Below are 18,555 nucleotides of genomic sequence, written 5' to 3' on the forward strand. Positions count from 1 at the left end.
TCCCACGCCAGACAGCGGAGTGACGCTGAGTGAGGGGGGAATGGCCCCCTGGCACGCCAACGAGTGATACGGGCCGGATGCGGGAGTGTCATGGAGGGTGGGTGGATCGCCAGGTTCTCGCGCAGGGCGCGTCCGCGCAGCTCCAGGGGGGTGGTCCGAACCGGTGTCACATCGGGGCAAGTGAAGGGAGCCCTGCCACCGGCCCGTACACGGTTCGAGAGGCAGGGCTTCCATCCGGTGGGGGCCTCAGGAGGGGCCGGAGCGTCGCCGGGCCTCGTCCTTGAGGCGCTGGCCGGAGTCACGTGCCTGCTCGGTGACCTCACCGGTCCGGTCGCGTGCCTCGTCCTGAGTGGTGCGCGCGGCCTGCGCCGCGGTGTCCTTCACCTCCGCGGCGGCGCTCTGCGTCACCTCCCTGGCGCCTTCCTTGAGGTGCTGCGCGGACTCTGCGGCGGCCTGCTTCACCGGCTCCAGGGCCTCGCCACCGCGCTGCATCAGCTCGGTGGCCTTCTGCTGCTCGGTCCGGGACGCGGGCAGCATCGAGGATGCCAGCAGACCGACGCCGAAGGCGACAAGGCCGGCGGCCAACGGGTTGCCCCGGGTCTGCCCGGCGGGCCACGTCGGGTGCCTGCTGCACGGCGTCCCCCGCATGGCCGGCCGCGGCGCGAGCCGAATCGGCCGCCTTCCCGGTGCCTTCCTGTACCGAGCCGGCCGCCGACTGCGCGGTGTTCGAAACACCGTGCGCGGTGTGCGACGCGGTGCCCATGACCCGGTCGCGGACGCCCGACATCCTGTCGCGCATCCGGTCCGCGCGGCGGCGCACCACCCGGCCGGGGCTGGTCCGCTCGGCGAGCTGGTCCACGTTCGTGGAGAGTTGGTCGCGAGTGGCCTCTATCTCGGCCCTCACCTGGTCGGGTGACGTGCCCATTCCGCGTTCTCCTTCATGGTCTCGACGGTCTGCTCGGGCTTCGAGGAGACGGTGCGCATCCGTGCGCGGCCCTTCTGGTACAGCACGGCCGCGACGACGGCCCACACCGCGGCGACGATCAGTGCGGCCCAGCCCCCGTCCATCACATTGGCCAGCCCCAGTACGGCGGCCAGCGACAGGAACAGCAGCACCAAGTAGCCGGCGAAGCCGGCGCCGCCGTACATCCCGGCGGCCTTGCCCGCCTTGGTCCCCTCCTCCCTGATCTCGGCCTTCGCCAGCTCGACCTCCTGCCGGAAGAGGGTCTGGAGGTCCGAGGTCACGCCGGAGAGGAGCTGGCCCACGGACCGGTCGTCCCCCTGCGGCTCGGCCGAGTGGGGCGTGGGCGACGTGGAAGACATGTCACACCCCCGGGTGTGCGTGACCCGGCGCGCTGTCCGGCGGCGTCCCCATGGCCGGCGGGGACCGGGCGGCGGCGGCTGGGTGGGGGGCGCGCCCAACCCGTCCCACCCCCGCGACCCGGCGGCGGCCTGCTCCTGCCCGGGCTCGCTGGGCCGCGACTGCGCCTGGGAGGCGGTGCCCGCCGCCTTCCCCAGCCGCCCGACGACCAGTCCGGCCAGCAGCGCGCCGCCGAGGAAGGCCCCGGGGCGCCGACGGGCGAAGCCCTGGAGGTTGGAGACGAGACCTTCGGCCCCCTGCTCCTCCAGGTAGTCGGCGGCACGGTGGCTCCGGTCGGCCGCCTGAGCCGCGAAACCGCGGGCAGCCGAGTCGTTCCGGGCGTGGTCGGCGAGGTCGGCGAGGTCGCTCGCCCACTGCCGCAGTGTCCCGGCCGCGCGCCTGGTCTGCCCCTCGGCCTCGTCCATCACCCGGCTCCGCAGGTCATGGAGGGCCGTGCCGGCCTGCTGCCGAGCCTCGCCCGCCACAGTCCGGGCCTGCTCCGCCGCGGTGCCCGCGACCTGGCTCGCGGCCTGTTTGGCCTGACCGGCCGTCGCGGAGACCTCTGCCTTGGCCTCTTCTCCGGTATCCCTGGTTCCGGTTCGTACGGACTCACTCATCGGCGACTTCTCCTCATCGGATGTCCTGCGTGAGGTCCCGTGTTCCGGACGACCCGGCGCCTGCCGGAAGCCGTACACCGGGCATCCCACGTGACCGTCCGTCCCGCCCCGAGTGGCCATTTGGATGCTTTTGACACGCTTTGCCGCTGAGTGATTTCGGCCGGAAGCCGCCGGGGTCGGCCCTGGCCGGTGAGCCCCGGGAAGTGCGCCCGGGCAACCGGCGGCGCGGTGAGCGGGAGGCCATGGACGTCGGTCGTTCCCCTTCTCCCTTTCCCGTTCTGCGGGGCCGGGGCGGCAACCGGAACCGGTTCTGGCGAGCGCACGGTCCGGAAGCGGCCCGTGCCCGGAGGGGGCGCCACCCGTCCGGACCCTTGGGTCCGGACTCGCGCATGTCCGGCCACCGTGCCCGCGGCACTGGCCCGAATCACCCGACCCGGGGGCTCTTGCCCGCAAAGGCGGGTTACCGGTGATCTCCGACTTTTCGGTTCGGGTGTGTTCTCGGGTGTCAATGGTGGTCGAGTAGGTACTCGTATGGCCGAGATCTTGTGGGCGGGGTCCGAGGCAGGGGCCGGGATAGCCGTACGTGACGGAGTGGTGACGGGATCGTCGATCTAATGCAATCCTCTCGATGGCGCAAAACCGTACCCTGCCGGGACATAATCGCTGGATTGTGCGACGGCGGCTCGGTGGGGGAGCCGATCGACGGATGGACAGGGGCGCTGAATGAACGAGGGATCGGTCAGGGTCGCGGTCGTGGCACGGGGTGCTGTCGCGCGCAGTGGGCTCGCCGCCATGCTGAAGGAAGCGGCCCAGGTGAAGCAGGCCACCGTCTTCCGGCCCGAGGAGTTCACGACGGCGTCGCCCGAGGACGCCGTCCAACTGCTCATCCTCTCCTGCGACGTGCTGGTGCTCTGGTGTGTGAACGGCGTCGGGGAGGGCGAGGACGCGTGGGCCGCCGAACTGGCGGAGGTCGTCCACCGCAACGGGGTCCGGGTCCTGCTGGTGCTGCCCGGTGCCGAGGTGCGGCGCGCCGCGGCCGGCGGGATCGTGCCCTGTGACGGAATTCTGGATCAGGACGCCCTGACCAGCGAGGGGCTCGACGAGGCCTTGCGAATGCCGGCCGCGGGGAACGGCCGGCGCCGGAGCCGACCGGGCAGCCGGTGGTGGTCCCGCGGTCCGGCCGGGGCGCCGTCGGGCCGCGGACCCGGTCGCCGAGGAGGCAGCTCACCGAGCGGGAGAGACGAGTGCTGGAACTGCTGGTCGAAGGGTTCAGCAACCGGCAGATCGGACAGGCCCTCGAGGTGTCCGAGCATGTCGCCAAGCGCACCGTGGCGATCGTGCTGGCCAAGCTCGACTGCCCCAACCGCACGCAGGCCGCCGCGGTCGCCCTGCGTGAGGGGCTCGTGGGTACGGGCTTGGGGGAGGCGCTGGGCGCATAGGGCCCCGGCGGCAGGCCAGGCCCTACGGGTGGCCCAGTACCACTGCCAGGTCGGAGCGGCCGTTGATGCCCAGGGCGCGGTAGGTGTGCGTCAGGTGGAGTTCGACCGTGCGGACGCCGACCGACAGCTCCTTGGAGATCGCCGTGTTCGACCAGCCCTCCGCCGCCAGCAGGGCGACCCGCAACTGGGCCGGACTCAGCCGCGCCCGGTTCGAGCCGGGCTGAGTGGCGAGCCGGGCGGCGACCTCCTCGGTGAGCGGGAACGGCCGTCCCCGCCTGACCGCCTCGTTGAGCAGGCGCCGCGCCTCCGTCGGCCGGCCGGCGTCGAGCAGGGCGGAGGCCAGCGCGACCATCGCCCGTGCGTACAGTCTCCGCGTCGGCATGCCGGCGAGCAGACGCACCGCGGTCCGCAAATGCCCCAGCGCCGTACGGTCGGTGAGGGCCGACCCCGCCCAGAGGTGGACGGCACCGACCGCGCCCGGCGCGCCCCAGGCCCGGGCCGCCGTGAGGCTCTCGACCACCAGGCGGGCCGCCGCCTGCGGGGCCGCGCAGGCGGCCTCCGCCATGGCGAGATGCGAACGCCAGGGAATGACAGCGGGGTTCACACAGCCGAGGGGCCGCAGAATCCGGCCGCACTCGCGCAGGTGCGCCCTCGCCTCGGAGGTCCGGTCGGTGCGCAGGCAGAGGACGCCCCGGGCGAACAGCAGGTGGGCACGGCCCAGACCGTGCTCGTTGCGGTCCGGCTGGGCGTCCGCCTGGGCCGACCGCACCAGGATCGACTCCGCCAGCTCCGTCCGTCCGGACTCCAGGGCGATGAGTGCCTCCACCGCGGTCAGTCTCGGCAGCGCCCGCGGATGCCAATGGTGCCTGGGCACCTCGGCGACCGCCTCTGCAAACCGCTCCCTGGCCTGCTCCAATTCACCGGTTCGCAAGGCGAGTTCGGCGAGACCCAGCAGTGCCTGCCCGGTCACGGGGCTCACCCTGAGCCGTCGAGCCTCGGCCGTGATCCGCTGCAGCCCGGACCGGGCCAGCGCCACGTCCTCGGCGGCGGCGAGCACGCGCGCGGCGAACAACCGGGGAGTGAACAGACCGTTTCCGGCGCGGATCAGCACGCTCCCGGCCAGTCGGCGGGCCTCGCCGATCTCCCGTCCGGCCAGGCAGTGCCGCCAGGCCCCGGCCGCGGCCCGGGTCGCGTCGAAATCCTGCGTCTCCCGGTCGTCCCACCGGCCGAGGGCCAAGGCGTCCGGCGCCGGTGCCGGTCCGGTCGGGCAGGTTTCCACGGTCAGCACGTGCAGGCCGAGCAGCGTACGTCGCTCCACCTCCGACGTCGTCGCCCGCGCCGCCGTCGCGCACAGCGCCGCCGCAGCGTCGCCCCCGGCGTGCAACGCCAGCACGTCGGCGGCGAACAGCAGGGCCCCGGACCGGTCCGGGACGTCGGTCTCCACCAGGATCCGTCGGAACCCGCGCTCGGCCGCCGCCGGCCGCCGCGAGGTCTGCGCCTTCGCCAGTTCCAGCTGTACGTCCGTGCGCAGCCCGTCGGCCGCTCCGTGGTCCAGCGCCCGTTCGAGGAACACCACCGCCGCCTCGTCGTCGCCGGACCGGCGCGCGGCCGTGCCCGCCGCGTACAGCGCGCCGGGCATCCAGGGCTCGTCCAGCGAGGTCCGCGCGGCCAGTCGGCCGAGCACGTCCTGCGGGAAACCCTCGCGGTACGCCAACCGCACCGCACACTCGTGGAGTTCACGGCGCCGGTCGCCGTCCAGGAGGTCGAGTGCCCGGTCGGCCACCAGCGGGTCGTACACCCGGGGCCGTACGACGGAGCCGAGCAGGCCGGTGACGGACGGCTCCGTACGCACCTGCTCGCCGTCCGGCACGGAGATCCCGGCCAGTTCGCAGACCTGGCGGAACGAGAAGTGTCCCGCCGCCACCGCGCTCGCCGCGACGAACGCGACCGCCCGCGCGGACGCCCGCGCCAGCACGGTCCTCAGGTGGTGTCGGCCCATCTGGTCGGTGAGCGCCGCGAATTCGTCGGCGCCGGGCGGCGGGCCGGGCCATCGCCGGAGCGTGGCGCACAATACCGCCGGGTTGCCGCCCGTCGCGGCGATCGCGGCAGGCAGGAGCGAGTCGGCCGCCTCCTCGCCGTACGCCCGGGCGAGCAGCGTCCGTACGGCGTGCTCGGTGAGCGGGAGCAGCGACAACTCGTATCGGGGACCGGCCTCCGCGCCGTGCGGCGCCGGGGCGGAGTCTTCCGGGCCCTCGACGACCACCCACAACGCGGGCCGCGGGTTCGGGTGGCCCGTGGAGGACTTCGTCCGCTCCGCCACCGGCGTGCTCCCGGTGTCGTCGACGAGTATCGCCAACGGGACTCCGGCAGCAGCGGGTTCGGCCTGGAGTGCGGCGGCGTGTTCCTGCCCGGCCGCTGCGACGACGTGCAGGCCGGACCGCCGGGCGAGGGCCGCGCCCTCGGCGAGCAAGGCGCTGCGGCCGGTGCCCGGGCGCCCGCGCACGACGACGGTCGCCGTCCCGCCGTCCACGACCTGGCGCACGGCCCGCTCCAATGTGGCCAGTTCCTCCGTCCGTTCCAGGAGCCCGCCGGGCGCGCCGAGTGAACCCGGTGGCTGCGGCGGCCGGTTCACCGTGCCTCGCCGGGCGCTCGCGCCGCGGCAGGCTGCGGCCCGTGCGCCGGGAACCACTTCGCGAGGCCTGCTCGCCCGGGGACGCCGAGCTTCCGGTACACGTTCGTCAGGTGGTACTCGACCGTGCGTACGGTCAGGCACAGGGCGTCCGCGATCGCCCGGTTCGACTTCCCGGCCGCCGCCAGTTCCGCCACGGGACGTTCGGCATGGCTCAGCGCCGCCGGGGTGTGCCGGCCCTCCGCCGAGCGGAGCGCGCACCGTGCCTGTTCGGCGACGGAGGTCAGGCCGCACCGCACGGCGGTCGCCAGCGCCGCGCGCAGACGAGGGTGCGCACCCCGGTCCGACCGGTGCAGCAGGGCCTTGCCGAGGTGGAGTTCGGCGAGGGAGTGGGACTGCCGGTCGGAGCTTTGGGCCAGTACCCGGGCGCTCTCGGTGAGCAGTTCGACGCGGTCGGCCGGGTCGGCCACCATGCCCCGGGCCAGCAGACCCAGCCCCGTGCTGCGGGCCGTCGGCCATCGCTCGGCCAGATGCTCGCCGAACTCGGCCCGCTGGGCGGCGGCGCCCGGCCGGCCCAGCCGCATGAGTAACTCGGTGCTGTGCACCCACCAGATGGTGAACACCGGGTTCCACACGCCGGCGGCGGCGAGACTGGTCCCGCACCGCTCGAGCAGACGCAGGGCCTGCTCGGGCCGGCCACGGCCGCGCTCGACCAGGGCCAGGGCCGTCAGATGGTGGTGGTACTCCCAGACGCAGTCGTCGAGTCGGCGGCCGTCGAGCCGGAGCAGTACCTCCTGCGCCCGGTCGAGGTCGCCCCGGGCGACCAGGGCGTGGGCGAGGGCGATCGACGCCAGCCGGCTCCGCCCCGACGTGCCCTCTCCCTCGGAGAGACGGGACGCGGCCGACGCCGCCTCGGCGGCCTCGGCCGCCTGGCCCGATTCGAGCAGCACCATGGCCCGTGCCGAAGCGGCGTGGCACTCGGCCCACACCTCCTCGCGCTCGGCGCTGTCGGCGACGGTCCGCTGCAACTGGTCGAGCGCGGTCGCGGTGTCGTCGGCCAGCGCGAGGACCTGCGCTGCGGCGACCCTGGCCCAGGCGGTGCGCGGCCGCCCGGACCAGAGGACCTGACGGGCGTCGGCGATCGCCGTCTCCCGTGCCTCCTGCCCGGCGGCGGTCAGCGCGGTGCGCAGCGCGCGGACGGCGAGGACCACGTGCTCGGTCGGGTGGTCGGTGAAGGCCGGGACGGTGGAGGAGGCGGGCGAGGTGAGGGCGACAGAGACCGGAGAGCTCGCAGAAGCCGCGGGGGCGGCGGGGACGGCAGGAGGGGTGGCCGGAGCCCGCTGTGCCCGTCCGGTCGGTGGGCCGTCCTGGCGGCCGGGGCCCAGCTCACGCAGCAGCGCGTCGAGCGCCGCGGGCCCGTCGGGGGAGTCGTGCACCATGAGGGAGGTGAGCAGGAGCAGGTCGGCGGCGTGGGCCCGGATCAGCGGATCGTCCGTGCCGGGTGGCGTCCCGACGAGGTGGGTGAGGTGTTCCCGGGCGGCCAGGGGATCGATGTCGACCAGCGCGGCGGCGAGGTCCATACGGACGGCGACATCGTCGGTGTCGGCGGCGTGGAGCCGCGTCAGATAGGACACCGCGGCAGCCGGGCGGTCGTGCCGGGCGGTTGCCGCCGCCTCCTTGAGGACGGCACGCATCCAGGAGCGGTCCAGCGTGCTCTGTCCGAGCAACAGGTCGGCCACCTGCTCGGCCGGTTTGGCCGCGTCGTTGAGGATCTCGGCGGCCTGGGCGCGCATCCGCTCCCGCTCGGCCTCGGGCAGGGTGTCCAGCAGCGAGGGGGTGCCGTGGGCCGGTAGGGGCCCGGGGAGCAGACCGCGGATCTCGGCGTCCTCCAGGAGTCGGCCCGTCGCCTTGGACGGGAGTCCGGCCAGGGCGCCGACGAGGTCCGGGTCGGTGCTGCCGAGTGCCGCCGCCGCCCGGGCGACCTCGAGCAGCCGGGGCTCGCGCCGGGCGAGTTCGGCCAGGTCTTCGGCGGCAGGCCGGGCGGTGTCGGCGGGCCAGAGCCCCGCGGCGTCGACGACCGTGCAGTAGTCCCGCGTCGCCAGTTCGTGGAACGCCGCCGCGGCGGGACCCGGCAGTCCGGGGGCAGGTGAAGCAGGACGGTCAGCGGCTGCCGGTACGTGGCACGCATCAGCCGGTCGATGAAGCGGAGCGTGCCCTCGTCGCACCACTGCGCATCACCGATAACGAGGACGAGTGGCCCGCGCGCCAGCAGCCCGCAGACCAACGAGTGGGTCGCGTACCGGACTTCGTGTCCCGGAGGTGAGGTGCCGAGCAGGCGTCGCAGCACGGCGTGCTCCGTGCCGGCCGCTTCACGCCGGCAGCCCACGCGCCGTATGGTCGCCTCCCGTCCGTACGTGGCACTGACATGGTGGGCGATGGCGTCCACCGAGGCATGGCCGGGGGAGCCCAGCATCACCACACAGCGCGCGCCGGGGTGTTCGCCACGGACCGGGCAGGCGGACGGCCCGCGTGGCGTGGCGGCCGGCACGGCAGCGGTTCCTGCCCTGAGCGTGTGGGAGTGGGAAGTAGAGAACGAGGGAAGAGGATGCGCCGACTTTGGTCGTCTCGAACTCATAATCATTACGATATGACAGTGCTATGACTTTTTGTTGATGGTGCAGGGCCTTTTTGTCCAGGTGACTCGCCGGTTCAACTGACCCGGAATTGCCCATACTTGACCGAATCCGCTGGTGAATGGAGGCTCCGTGCGGCTCCTGGAGCGGACACAGGACCTCGACACGGTCCGACGTGCGATGAACAGCACGCAGACTGGCGACACCGTGCTCGTGGCGGTCACCGGAACTCCGGGCATGGGACGTTCGGCCTTCCTCGACACGGTCGCGGTCCACGCGGAACAGCACGGCTTCGTCGTACGGCGAGCCCGTGGCAGCCGGCTGGAACAGGGCCTGCCCCTCGGCCGCCCCGGCCCGGCCCGCCCGGAAACCACCGGCCGCCCGGTCGCGCTGCTCGTCGACGACCTGCAGCGGGCGGGGAGCCGGCCCTGACCCGGCTGACCGCGTTGCTCGCCGATCCGGGGCCGGGCCTGCTGCTCATGGCGGTCGCCGTGTGCGAAGGCGAGTTCGCCACCGAGATGCCGGGTGTGCAGGACATCCTGTCGGCCGCTGACCAGGTGATCCGGGTGGGGCCGCTCGGCGCGGAGGGAGTGCGTGCCCTGCTCGGGGAACGCGGCATCGTCCTCGCCGACGACCAGGTCCACGCCTGGACCCGCGCGACCGGCGGCAACCCGGCGCTGATCATCTCCCTGCTGGAACGTCTGGAACGTCTGGAACGTACGGGCCGCGGTGCCTCCGCATGCCTGCTCGACATCGCCCGTGCCCGGCCCGCGCCCTGGAGCCTGCGGTCCCGTGTGGCCGCGGCCCTGACCGGTCACCCGGAGTCCGTCGGCCGGCTCGCCGCCTGCGCGGCGATCCTCGGCGGAGAGACCGAGACGCACATCCTCGCCCGTCTGGCGGATCTGGACCCGGTCGAAGGGGACGCGGCGGCCAGGGCGCTGGTCAGACTCGGCTGGGCCGCCGACCGCTGGACACCGCCCGTACTGTGGGACTGCGTACGGGAGGCCGCCGAGGAGGGAATCTCGCTCACCGACCGCGACCGACTGCACCGCCGGGCGGCCGAGTTGCTCCATACCTCGGGCGCACCGGCCGAGCGGGTCGTCCCCCATTTCATGGAGGTCGGCCCCGGTGACTGGACCGAGGCCGCACGGGTGATGCGGGAGACCGCCTGCGAAGTGTGGCGCGGCGGCGACGACGCGCTCGCGATCCGCTGTCTGCGCCGAGCCCTGCGCGAGTTCCCGCCCGACAGCCCTCAGCGCGGCGACCTGCTGACCGCCCTCGCCGACGTGGAACGGAACACCGACACCTCCGCGACGCTGCGCCACGTCGGTCAGGCGCTTCCCCTGCTGGGCGCGGTCCAGGGACGCGCCGCGGTCGTGGCCTGCGTGCCGCTCACCCTGTTCCTCTCCGCCCCGCACGCGGCGGCGGAGATGCTGGAACAGGCCGGGGCAGGGCGCGCGGAGCCGACGGTGCCGACGGCCACTTTGGAGGCGTCGGAGCTCGGGCTGCGGCTGGAGGCCCGCGCCCGGCTGTCGCGGCTGGGCGACCCGGCGGCCCAGGCCGCCGCCGTCGAACGGCTGCGAGCCTTCGATCCGGGACGAGCCCTCGATCCGGGACCGGGAACCGGGCCCGGTACCGAGGCCCGGCGAGAACTCATGGCGGTCCTCGTCTTCGCGGGCGTCCTCGGCGGCGGACTGCCCGCCTCCGAGGTCGCCGCCCGCACACGGTGGTTGCTGGAGCACGAACCGGCATCGGCCGCCTCGGAGTACACCGCGTCCGCGCTCACGATCGCCTGCGCGGCCGTCTCGGAGGCGGGTGAACCGGCGCGCTGCTGGCTGGACATGGCGCTCGAGACGGCGCGGCAGCGCGACGACCGGCGGCTGCGCACGGCCGTGCTGAGCTGGCGCGCGCTCACCGCCGTGCACGCCGGCCGGCCCGCCGACGCCCGGGCGGACGCGTGGGAGGCCTGCGCGGCCGCGCCCGACCCGGTGCGGGACCCGTCAGGGGACTCGGTGGGGGACTCCCTGGGGGACCACGACTGGCTGACGGTGCTCAGCCTGACGTCCGTGGCGGTCGAGACGGACGACACCTGGCTGGCGGAGCGGCTGCGGGACCGGCTGGCCCAGGGACAGGGCGCCGGGCAACCGGTGTGCGGACTCGCCCTGCGGGTGCTGCAGATCCCGCTGACCGCGGAGCGTGAACTGCCCGCCCTCGCGGCCGACCTGCAGGACGCCGCCCGCCGCGCCGAGGCGGCGGGCTGGTGCAACCGGACCCTGTTCCCGGTCGACGTGTGGTGCGTGCCCCTGCTGCTCCGCCTCGGCGATCCGGAAGCCGCGCTCCAACTCCTCGCCCGCGCCTGCGACCGGGCACGGCGCTTCGGCGCGCCGACCGCACTCGGCCGGATCCTGCGCATGTGGGGCACCGTCGTGCGCGGTCGCTACGCCCTGTCCCTGCTCGCCGAGTCCGTCGCCGTGCTCAGGGAGAGCTCCAGCCACCTGGAGCTGGGACGGTCGTTGACGGCGTACGGAAACCGGATGCGGGCCGCCGGACGGCCGGGCTCCGACGAGATCCTCGCCGAGGCGGACCGGATCGCCGAGGCGATGGGCGAGGCGGTGCTGCGGCGCTGGACCGACTCGCAGCCGCCGTCCCCGTACGGTACGCCGCCGTGCGGAGGCGTACCGGAGGCCGGCGGGATGCTCAGCGACACCGAGCGGCGGGTCGCCTCCCTGGTGACCCTGGGCCACACCAACCAGGACACCGCCGAGGCACTCGGAGTAACCCGGCGGGCCGTGGAGAAGATCCTCACCAGGCTGTACCACCGGCTGGACGTGGACGGCAGGGCCGGGCTGGTTCCGGCGGTGCGCCGCATGGCCGGAAGGGCGGCCTTCGGCTCGGGCGTGCTCGCCGAGCGGCTGTGATCCGGTGACCGGGGTGCCGGCGTGGGTATGGGTGCCGGGGTGAGGGCCGGTGTCGGTGCCGGTGGTCGGCGACCTGTGCCCGATCGGTGCACCGAACGGGCTACTCGCCGGTAAGCCGGATTGGTCCTGCCGCGGTAACGGAAAATGTGGGTGGAAATGCCGGTAATTCGCGGTTGACCGGAGGTCACCGAGCGGCACCGGGAGCCGTTTCCCGCCCTTCCCGGGGGCCGCTGCGACGGTCTCTCCGAACCCGCTGGGTGGCGACCACAGTCTTTCGAGGGGGTTCCGGATCCCATTGCACGTCAGCGCCCGTACTCCGTAGGCTGGCTCACAGCCAGTGAAAGATTCGGGAGAGGGAGGGAAAGGCCTACATGGCCCACGCGAAGATCAGCACGGTGGACGGACTCCTTCGGGCGGCGGAGTCGCATGCTACCTTGCCCGGGAAAAATCCGTGTTCCGCCGAAACGCTGCATGAAATAGATTCTTCTCTGTTCGACGCGGAAATCTGGAGCGAGAAGTACCGCGATGCGTTCCTTTCGCTTTTCGAACGCTCCGGAATCGCTCTCGCCATTCTTGACCCGAATCTGCGTGTGCGTTCCGTCAACAGCCCCGTGATGCCCCGGTGCGCCCAGCGGCCGGAAGAACTGCGCGGCCGTGAATTCGTGGAGTTCCTGCACCCGAGTGTGCGGCAGCACATGCTGCGTCAGTTCGGCCTGCTCGTGCAGGGACACCGAACTCGTCTCGTCGGTCACTCCGTCGTCCTGTCCGTCTACGGCACCACGGTTTCCGGCAAGATCACCGCGTTCCCGGTGACTGACGGAGCGGGTCGGGTCAAGATGATCGTGGTTCAGTTCACGCCGGAGGAAACGCCCGACGACCGCGAGGCGTACGACGGCTCGCAATGGAAGCTGGCCCCGCTCAGCGCGAAGGTCCTGGAGGGCGTGGCGGCGGGTGACCCGACCGTACGTCTGGCGGCCAAGCTGTTCCTCAGCCGGCAGGGCATCGAGTACCACGTCGGGATGCTGCTGCGGCAGTTCCAGGTGCCCAACCGGACGGCGCTGGCGGCGAGGGCGTACTCGATGGGCATGTTCAGCATCGGCAGCTGGCCGCCGAGGGTTCTCCCCGACTACATCCGCTCGGATCAGCCGGGAACGGAGAACGGGTGGGGCGAGACGCGCGCGCGATCGCGGCAGCGCCAGCCGTCAGGGCGTTGAGCACTTCAGGACGTTGAGCACTTCAGAGCGCTGAGCGCGCAAGAACGAGGACGATGTGAAATTACTGGTCGTTGAGGCCAACAAGCGGGTGTCGGCGGCTCTCGGGGCAGCTCTGGCGGAACAGGGCCTGGAGGCGGTGTGCGCGTCCACCGGCAGGGACGCGCTCGAGCTGCTGGACCGGGCCCGCCCGGATGCCGTCCTGCTCGACCTCGCCCTCCCCGACTGCGACGGCTTCGGGCTGTGTGGCGCGATGCGGGCCGCCAGTACGGTCCCGATCCTGGTGACCACCGCGCGCGGGGACCACCTGTCCTGCGTGCGAGCGCTCGACCTGGGCGCGGACGACCACCTCGTCAAGCCCTACAACCTGGCCGAACTGCTGGCCCGGACGAGGGCGGTGATGCGCCGTGGACGGCCCGCCGAGCCCGCCGCCACCACTGACTCCGGCACCGGCACCGCCCCTGCCGCAGCCACCCCCGAGGGACCCTTCGAGGAGTTGCCAGGAGACCTGCTGCTGGCCGGGCGAGTACGCATCGACCTGCGGGAGCGGGCCGTGCTGGTCGACGGCGCCCCGACCGAACTGCCGGACGACGAGTTCGACATCCTGGCCGCGCTGGCCCGGCGGCCGGGCGAGACACTGCACGCCGACCAGATCGTCGAGGAGGTCCTGCGGGCGCACCGGGCATCGCTGCGCGCCACCCTGCCGACCCGGATCGCCTCGCTGAGGGAACGGCTCGGACCGTCCCGGCTGGTCGAGTCCCCCGAGGACGAGGGCTACCGGCTCTCGGTCCTCGGACCGCACGCCTAGGGACTGCCCGGCGGATCGGGACGTCCCCGGACCGATGGGGGGCGAGGGGGAGGGCGCCGCGTTCCGGCCCGACCGGCAGGCGGTGGAATCCAAGGTGTCCGGAGAGGCCGGGTGGGACGAATTCCCGGATATGGGGTCCCTCGGCGGCCCAGAGGTGCGAACGGTGCAAGTCCGGGCCGGAATCTCTGGGAATTCTTTCAGTGATCGGCGTCGAACCCGGCGAATTCTCGCCAACACGAGGAACGTGGTCGGCGAAGCCGGCCGACGCCGTCCGCGAGGCATGTATCGCCGATTCGCCGGGCGTCCGCCGTGCCGCACGTCACGTGACAACGCATTTTCTTGTGAGGGGACAAAAGTGTCATCAGCCCGGTTCACCCGTCGCCGTCGAATATCAGCCACCGCCCTGGCTCTGGGAACTCTGCTCTGCGTGGGCGCGACGACCGCTCCGGGATACGCGGCGGACTCCGGAACCGTCGTCAACGCGGAAAGCGACAACGCGGTGAACGCGAGTTATCTCGTGGTTTTCGAGGACGGAGCGGAGCCCGATCTCGCCGGCAGGTACGGCGTGCGGGTGCGGGAGAAGTACGACCACGCGCTGCGCGGTGCGCTGATCGAGGGAAGCGCGGAGCAGGCGCGGCGTCTGGCCGGCGCCCCGGGCGTCCGCATGGTCGAGCAGAACACCGTGGTGCACCGCACCCGGTCGCGCACAGTGACGCAGCCGTCCCCGCTGTCCTGCGGACTCGACCGGATCGACCAGAACGCGCTGCCCCTGGACGGCTCCTACGCCTACCCCCGCTCCGCGGGCAAGGGCGTCGACGTCTACGTGATCGACACCGGCATCGACTACGACCACCCCGACCTGCTGCCCCGCGCCAGGCCCGGCTTCGACGCCTTCGGCGGTGACGGCGGCGACGAGCACGGCAACGGCACCCACATGGCCGGCATCATCGGCGGCACCGAACACGGCGTAGCCAAGCAGGCCGAGCTGATCTCGGTGAAGGTGCTCGACGCGCAGGGCGGCGGAACCCTCGCCGGAGTGGTGGCGGGCATCGACTGGGTCACCGAGCACGCCGACGGGCCGTCGGTCGCCAACTTCGTCATCGGCGCCCCCGCGAGCGAGGTGCTCGACGAGGCGGTGCGCAACTCCCTCGCCGCCGGGGTCACTTACGCCATGTCGGCCGGCGCCAGCACCGACGACGTCGCCAACTCCTCGCCGGCGCGGGTGGCCGAGGCCCTCACCGTCGGCGCCTCCGACTGCGCCGACCAGGTCGCCCCGTTCAGCAACTACGGGAAGGGACTGGACCTCTACGCCCCCGGTGTGGACATTCCGTCCACCTGGCCGGGCGGCGGGACCGTCACCGCGTCCGGCACGTCGGTCGCCGCCGCACACGTGTCCGGTGCCGCCGCGCTCCTCCTCGGCACGGACCCGCGCGCCACCCCGCACGCGGTGGGCAAGGCGCTGACGGGCAGGGCCGTGGACGGCGCGCTCACCGGTGTGCCGACCGACACCCCCAACAAGCTGCTCCGGGTGACCCGGTGAGACCACGCCACCGCGCACTCCCGGCGTACCCGCGGCCCCCTCGCACCCCTCACACTCCTCCAAGGCACCGGGTGGGACATTGCTGACCATCGAAGATCTCGTGAAACGCTACCGGGACGGCACCCGCGCCAACGACGGCATCAGCCTGCGCGTCGAGGCCGGTGAGGTCGTCGGCCTGCTGGGGCACAACGGAGCCGGCAAGACGACGCTGATCAACCAGGTGGCCGGGCTCGTGGTGCCCACGTCCGGCACCATCCGGGTCGACGGATGCGATCCCGTCGCGGAACCCGCCAGGGCCCGCCGGATGGTCTCGGTGATGCCCCAGGCCCACGCGCCGCTGGCCGGGGTGACCCCGAGGCAGGCCATCAGGACGATGGCCCGTATCCGGGGGATGAGCAAGCAGGCCGCCAACGAGCGGACCGGGGAACTCATCGACGCGCTGGACCTCGGCAAGTGGGCCGACACCTCGGGGGAGCGGCTCTCCGGCGGCATCCGCAGGCTGACCGCGTACGGCATGGCCGCGGCCGAGCCCGGACGGGTCGCGATGCTCGACGAGCCGACCAACGACGTGGACCCCGTACGCCGCAGGCTGCTGTGGCAGCAGATCCGCGAACTCGCCGATCGGGGCTGCGCCGTGCTCCTCGTCACCCACAACGTGGTGGAGGCCGAGCGGAGCGTGGACCGCATCGTCGTGCTGGGCTCCGGGAAGGTGATGGCGGAGGGCACCGCCGCACAGCTGCGTGCCCGTGCGGTTGGCGACCTCAGGCTCGAACTGACCGCGGCGGTCCCGGACAGCCTGCCGGACCCGCCGGCCCACCTCCCCGTCGCGGGCCTGCCGCTGCGCGGCTCCCGGCGGCTCGCGGTGCCCATCGGCTCCGGCTCGGCGTCGGCGGCGCTCGCCTGGGCGCAGGAACTCCGCGACGCCGGGCTCATCGACGAGTTCGCTCTGGTGCCGGTCGGCCTGGAGGACGTGTATCTGCAACTCGTCGGCGGCGAGGACGCCCCCGGCGCCCAGAAGAAGGACGAGGAGGGAGACGATGACTCACTGGCTGCGTAGTTACGGCCTGCTGCTGGGGTGGACCGCGCTGCGCAGCCGCGCGACCCTGCCCCTGAACCTCGTCATCCAGACCTGCCTCGCGGTGGGCATCATCGTCGGATTCGCCTACCTGGTGCCCGAGATGGACGACGCCACCGCGCTCTACCTGGCGACGGGCGCCCCGGTGCTCGGGCTCATCACCGTGGGCATGGTGATCGGCCCCCAGGAGGTCGCGTCCTCGAAGCAGGAGGGCATCTTCGACTTCAACCGCTCACTGCCGGTGCCCAGAAGCGCCCTCATCGCGTCGGACGCCACGATCGCGCTGCTCACCGCCCTGCCCGGCATGGTGGCCGCGCTCGTCGTCGCGGGCCTGCGTTTCGATCTGAATCTCGACATCAGCCCGCTGGTGCTCCCCGCGGTCCTCCTGACCGCGTTCACGGCCATCGGCCTGGGGTACGGGATCGGGTACGGGATGGCTCCGCAGGTCGCCCGCATGATGTCCCAACTGGTCGTGTTCGTGGCGCTGATGTTCTCGCCGATCACGTTCCCGGCCTCCCGGCTGCCGGACTGGTTCGAGTCCGTGCACGCGGTGCTCCCGTTCGAGTACATGGCCGAAGCCGTCCGGGACACGCTCGCCACCCCTTCGGACGGTGTCTCGGGTCTTCCCTTCGCCGTCCTGGCAGCTTGGTCCCTCGTCGGGTTCCTCATCACCTACCGGATGATGTCCCGAAGGCCCTGAGGCTTTCGCGCGGACGAGGAACCGAGAACGCGACGTTCCCGGGCGGAGACCCCGCGCCGGGAACGTCGCCGTTCTCAGAGCGGCTTCACCGGCAGCGGTTCCACGACGGACTCCTCCCGCGGAGCGGTCCCCTCGACGACGCGGAACCCGCCGTCCGGCCCCCGGGTCCATTCACGGAACGGCCGGAACCGCATCGGCAGGCCCCGGGCGACGGAGAGATCGGCGCTGTCCATGGCCTGGACGTGCACATGCGGCTGGGTCGAGTTCCCCGAGTTGCCGCAGTCCGCGATGTGCTGTCCCTCGACCACCGTGTCGCCGGCGGAGACACGGACCGAACCGGACCTGAAGTGCACCAGGGCGACGAACGGACCACTGGGGGAGAGCGAGATGATCACATGGTTCCCCGCGATGGCGTGCACGCCCTCACGCAGTCGTGAACCCTGTCCCAGCACATACGGCACCAGCGCCAGCTGCGACCGCCGTGCCTCGTGATCGGGCTCGGAGTCGTGGGCGGCGATGACCGTACCGCTGACCGGCGCCAGGACCGGCCGGCCGAAGGCGTGGAAGATCTCCGGCGGTTCAGTGGCGAGGAAGGTCCGCCAGCTGCGGCTGCCCGCCGTCCGGTGCCGGTCGTCCACGGCGACGAAGTCGATGGCGTAGCTGCTGCCGAGCAGGTCGGTGCCATGGCTGGGGACCCGGCGGGCCGGGCTGTTCCTGACGCGCCACGGTCCGGTGAAGGGCATCGAGACCTCCACGCCCCCCGCCCTCGGGTCATGTCCGGTCGGCTCTCCCGACCGGGCGACGGCGACGGCGGTGCCCCCCGCGGCGAGGGCGGTGGCACCGATCGCGACGGTGCGGGCGACGAAGAGCCTGCGGGCGGGATCGTCGCCGGCCGTCGCCGGACCGGCCGTGCCGGAGCCGGCCGGTCCGGCGGCCGTGCCGGAGCCGGTCCCACCCGACCCGGTGGCGGTGCCGGCCGCGGCCCCGGTGGCGACGTCCGCGGTGAACGCGTCCGGTGCCGGGGCGGCCCGGCGGGCCAGGCGCCGACGGAGCAGGGGGCGGACGACTTCGCCGAGGAGCAGCGCGACGGTGAGGTACAGCAGCAGGGTCGGCCATGCGGAGGCAACCCGGGCCCCGACGCGTCGGACCTCGAAGGGCGGCTCGGCGGGACCGGCCGTCAGTACGAACACGGTGACCGCGGACAGCAGCCACACCAGCGCCGTGCCGAGGCGTCGCCACGAACTGCCCGCGAGCGAGAGGTCCTTGACGAGCCGCCGGTACAGGTACCAGTGGACGAGCACCAGAACGGACAGGATCAGGACGGCGTTCAGGAGTGCAAGGACCATGGGGCTGAGCTCCCGTTGGTAGGGGTGCTGTGCGTGAGGTGCTCGTGGGGCCGGGGCCCGGGGCCGGGCTCGGGCGGTTCGAGGGCGGGCGGCACATCGCCGGACCAAGTATGGCTGCCCACCCCACCTCGTCAACGCACACGAACGCACGGCGAGGAATCCAATGAATGGGCATTCTCCTAGTCGTTCGGCGCCCGGCACGTGCCCCTCGAAGCACCCCTCGGCGGTATCCCGTGAGTTTATGCAGGTCAGCGCTGCTGAGGGGCGGGAAAGGCTCGT

Annotated in this window: 13 protein-coding genes and 1 pseudogene; 8 read left to right on the forward strand and 6 right to left on the reverse strand. The window is 72.9% G+C overall.

Annotation, left to right across the window (positions count from 1 at the left end; translation table 11 throughout):
• Positions 1–246 precede the first annotated feature (246 nt).
• The 3 genes and pseudogenes from WJ438_RS29140 to WJ438_RS29150 form a co-directional block, all read right to left on the reverse strand.
• Positions 247–585 (reverse strand): hypothetical protein, encoded by a 339-nt coding sequence (locus WJ438_RS29140; protein WP_406729984.1) that lies wholly within the window; start codon positions 583–585, stop codon positions 247–249.
• Between the two features lie 259 nt (positions 586–844).
• A pseudogene (locus WJ438_RS29145) lies at positions 845–925 on the reverse strand (DUF3618 domain-containing protein); the annotation flags it as partial.
• A complete protein-coding gene (locus tag WJ438_RS29150) occupies positions 901–1,977 on the reverse strand; it encodes a phage holin family protein (RefSeq protein WP_406727853.1) in 1,077 nt (358 codons plus the stop codon). The gene WJ438_RS29150 and the pseudogene WJ438_RS29145, both read right to left, overlap by 25 nt.
• A 1,160-nt stretch (positions 1,978–3,137) precedes the next feature.
• Between WJ438_RS29150 and WJ438_RS29155 the strand changes: the two genes are divergently transcribed.
• On the forward strand, positions 3,138–3,416 hold the full coding sequence (locus WJ438_RS29155; RefSeq protein ID WP_406727854.1) for a response regulator transcription factor: 279 nt from the start codon (positions 3,138–3,140) through the stop codon (positions 3,414–3,416).
• A gap of 22 nt (positions 3,417–3,438) precedes the next feature.
• Here WJ438_RS29155 and WJ438_RS29160 read toward each other — a convergent pair whose 3' ends face one another.
• Together WJ438_RS29160 and WJ438_RS29165 are read right to left on the reverse strand one after the other, a co-directional pair.
• A complete protein-coding gene (locus tag WJ438_RS29160) occupies positions 3,439–6,048 on the reverse strand; it encodes a LuxR C-terminal-related transcriptional regulator (RefSeq protein WP_406727855.1) in 2,610 nt (869 codons plus the stop codon).
• Entirely contained in the window at positions 6,045–8,270 is a 2,226-nt protein-coding gene (locus WJ438_RS29165; protein WP_406727856.1) for a LuxR C-terminal-related transcriptional regulator, read from the reverse strand. Before WJ438_RS29165 ends, WJ438_RS29160 begins: the two co-directional genes overlap by 4 nt.
• A 540-nt stretch (positions 8,271–8,810) precedes the next feature.
• On the opposite strand from WJ438_RS29165, the gene WJ438_RS29170 reads away from it, so the two are divergent.
• The 7 genes from WJ438_RS29170 (at position 8,811) to WJ438_RS29200 (ending at position 16,930) form a co-directional block, all read left to right on the forward strand.
• Entirely contained in the window at positions 8,811–9,110 is a 300-nt protein-coding gene (locus WJ438_RS29170; protein WP_406727857.1) for a hypothetical protein, read from the forward strand.
• 14 nt (positions 9,111–9,124) lie between these two features.
• A complete protein-coding gene (locus WJ438_RS29175; protein WP_406727858.1) occupies positions 9,125–11,596 on the forward strand; it encodes a hypothetical protein in 2,472 nt (823 codons plus the stop codon).
• Positions 11,597–11,967: 371 nt separating this feature from the next.
• Positions 11,968–12,810: a helix-turn-helix transcriptional regulator gene (locus WJ438_RS29180; RefSeq protein WP_406727859.1), complete on the forward strand. Its 843-nt coding sequence runs from the start codon at positions 11,968–11,970 to the stop codon at positions 12,808–12,810.
• 55 nt (positions 12,811–12,865) lie between these two features.
• Positions 12,866–13,615 (forward strand): response regulator transcription factor, encoded by a 750-nt coding sequence (locus WJ438_RS29185; RefSeq protein ID WP_406727860.1) that lies wholly within the window; start codon positions 12,866–12,868, stop codon positions 13,613–13,615.
• 427 nt (positions 13,616–14,042) lie between these two features.
• Positions 14,043–15,155 carry a S8 family peptidase gene (locus WJ438_RS29190; protein ID WP_406727861.1) on the forward strand — a complete coding sequence of 371 codons (1,113 nt, stop codon included), beginning with the start codon at positions 14,043–14,045 and terminating at the stop codon, positions 15,153–15,155.
• A 100-nt stretch (positions 15,156–15,255) separates the two neighbouring features.
• Positions 15,256–16,212: an ABC transporter ATP-binding protein gene (locus WJ438_RS29195; RefSeq protein ID WP_406727862.1), complete on the forward strand. Its 957-nt coding sequence runs from the start codon at positions 15,256–15,258 to the stop codon at positions 16,210–16,212.
• Positions 16,193–16,930 carry an ABC transporter permease gene (locus WJ438_RS29200; protein ID WP_406727863.1) on the forward strand — a complete coding sequence of 246 codons (738 nt, stop codon included), beginning with the start codon at positions 16,193–16,195 and terminating at the stop codon, positions 16,928–16,930. The genes WJ438_RS29195 and WJ438_RS29200 overlap by 20 nt, the downstream gene beginning before the upstream one ends.
• Positions 16,931–17,004: 74 nt before the next feature.
• On the opposite strand, the gene WJ438_RS29205 is transcribed toward WJ438_RS29200, so the two are convergent.
• On the reverse strand, positions 17,005–18,276 hold the full coding sequence (locus tag WJ438_RS29205) for a M23 family metallopeptidase (RefSeq protein WP_406727864.1): 1,272 nt from the start codon (positions 18,274–18,276) through the stop codon (positions 17,005–17,007).
• Positions 18,277–18,555 lie beyond the last annotated feature (279 nt).

This window comes from Streptomyces sp. GD-15H, from assembly GCF_045291515.1.
Classification (GTDB): domain Bacteria; phylum Actinomycetota; class Actinomycetes; order Streptomycetales; family Streptomycetaceae; genus Streptomyces.

Bases quoted from the DNA above. Each gene is read 5' to 3' on its own strand.
- WJ438_RS29150 (WP_406727853.1), bottom strand. From the start codon at position 1,977: ATGAGTGAGTCCGTACGAACCGGAACCAGGGATACCGGAGAAGAGGCC.
- WJ438_RS29180 (WP_406727859.1), top strand. From the start codon at position 11,968: ATGGCCCACGCGAAGATCAGCACGGTGGACGGACTCCTTCGGGCGGCG.
- WJ438_RS29200 (WP_406727863.1), top strand. From the start codon at position 16,193: ATGACTCACTGGCTGCGTAGTTACGGCCTGCTGCTGGGGTGGACCGCG.
- WJ438_RS29205 (WP_406727864.1), bottom strand. From the start codon at position 18,276: ATGGTCCTTGCACTCCTGAACGCCGTCCTGATCCTGTCCGTTCTGGTG.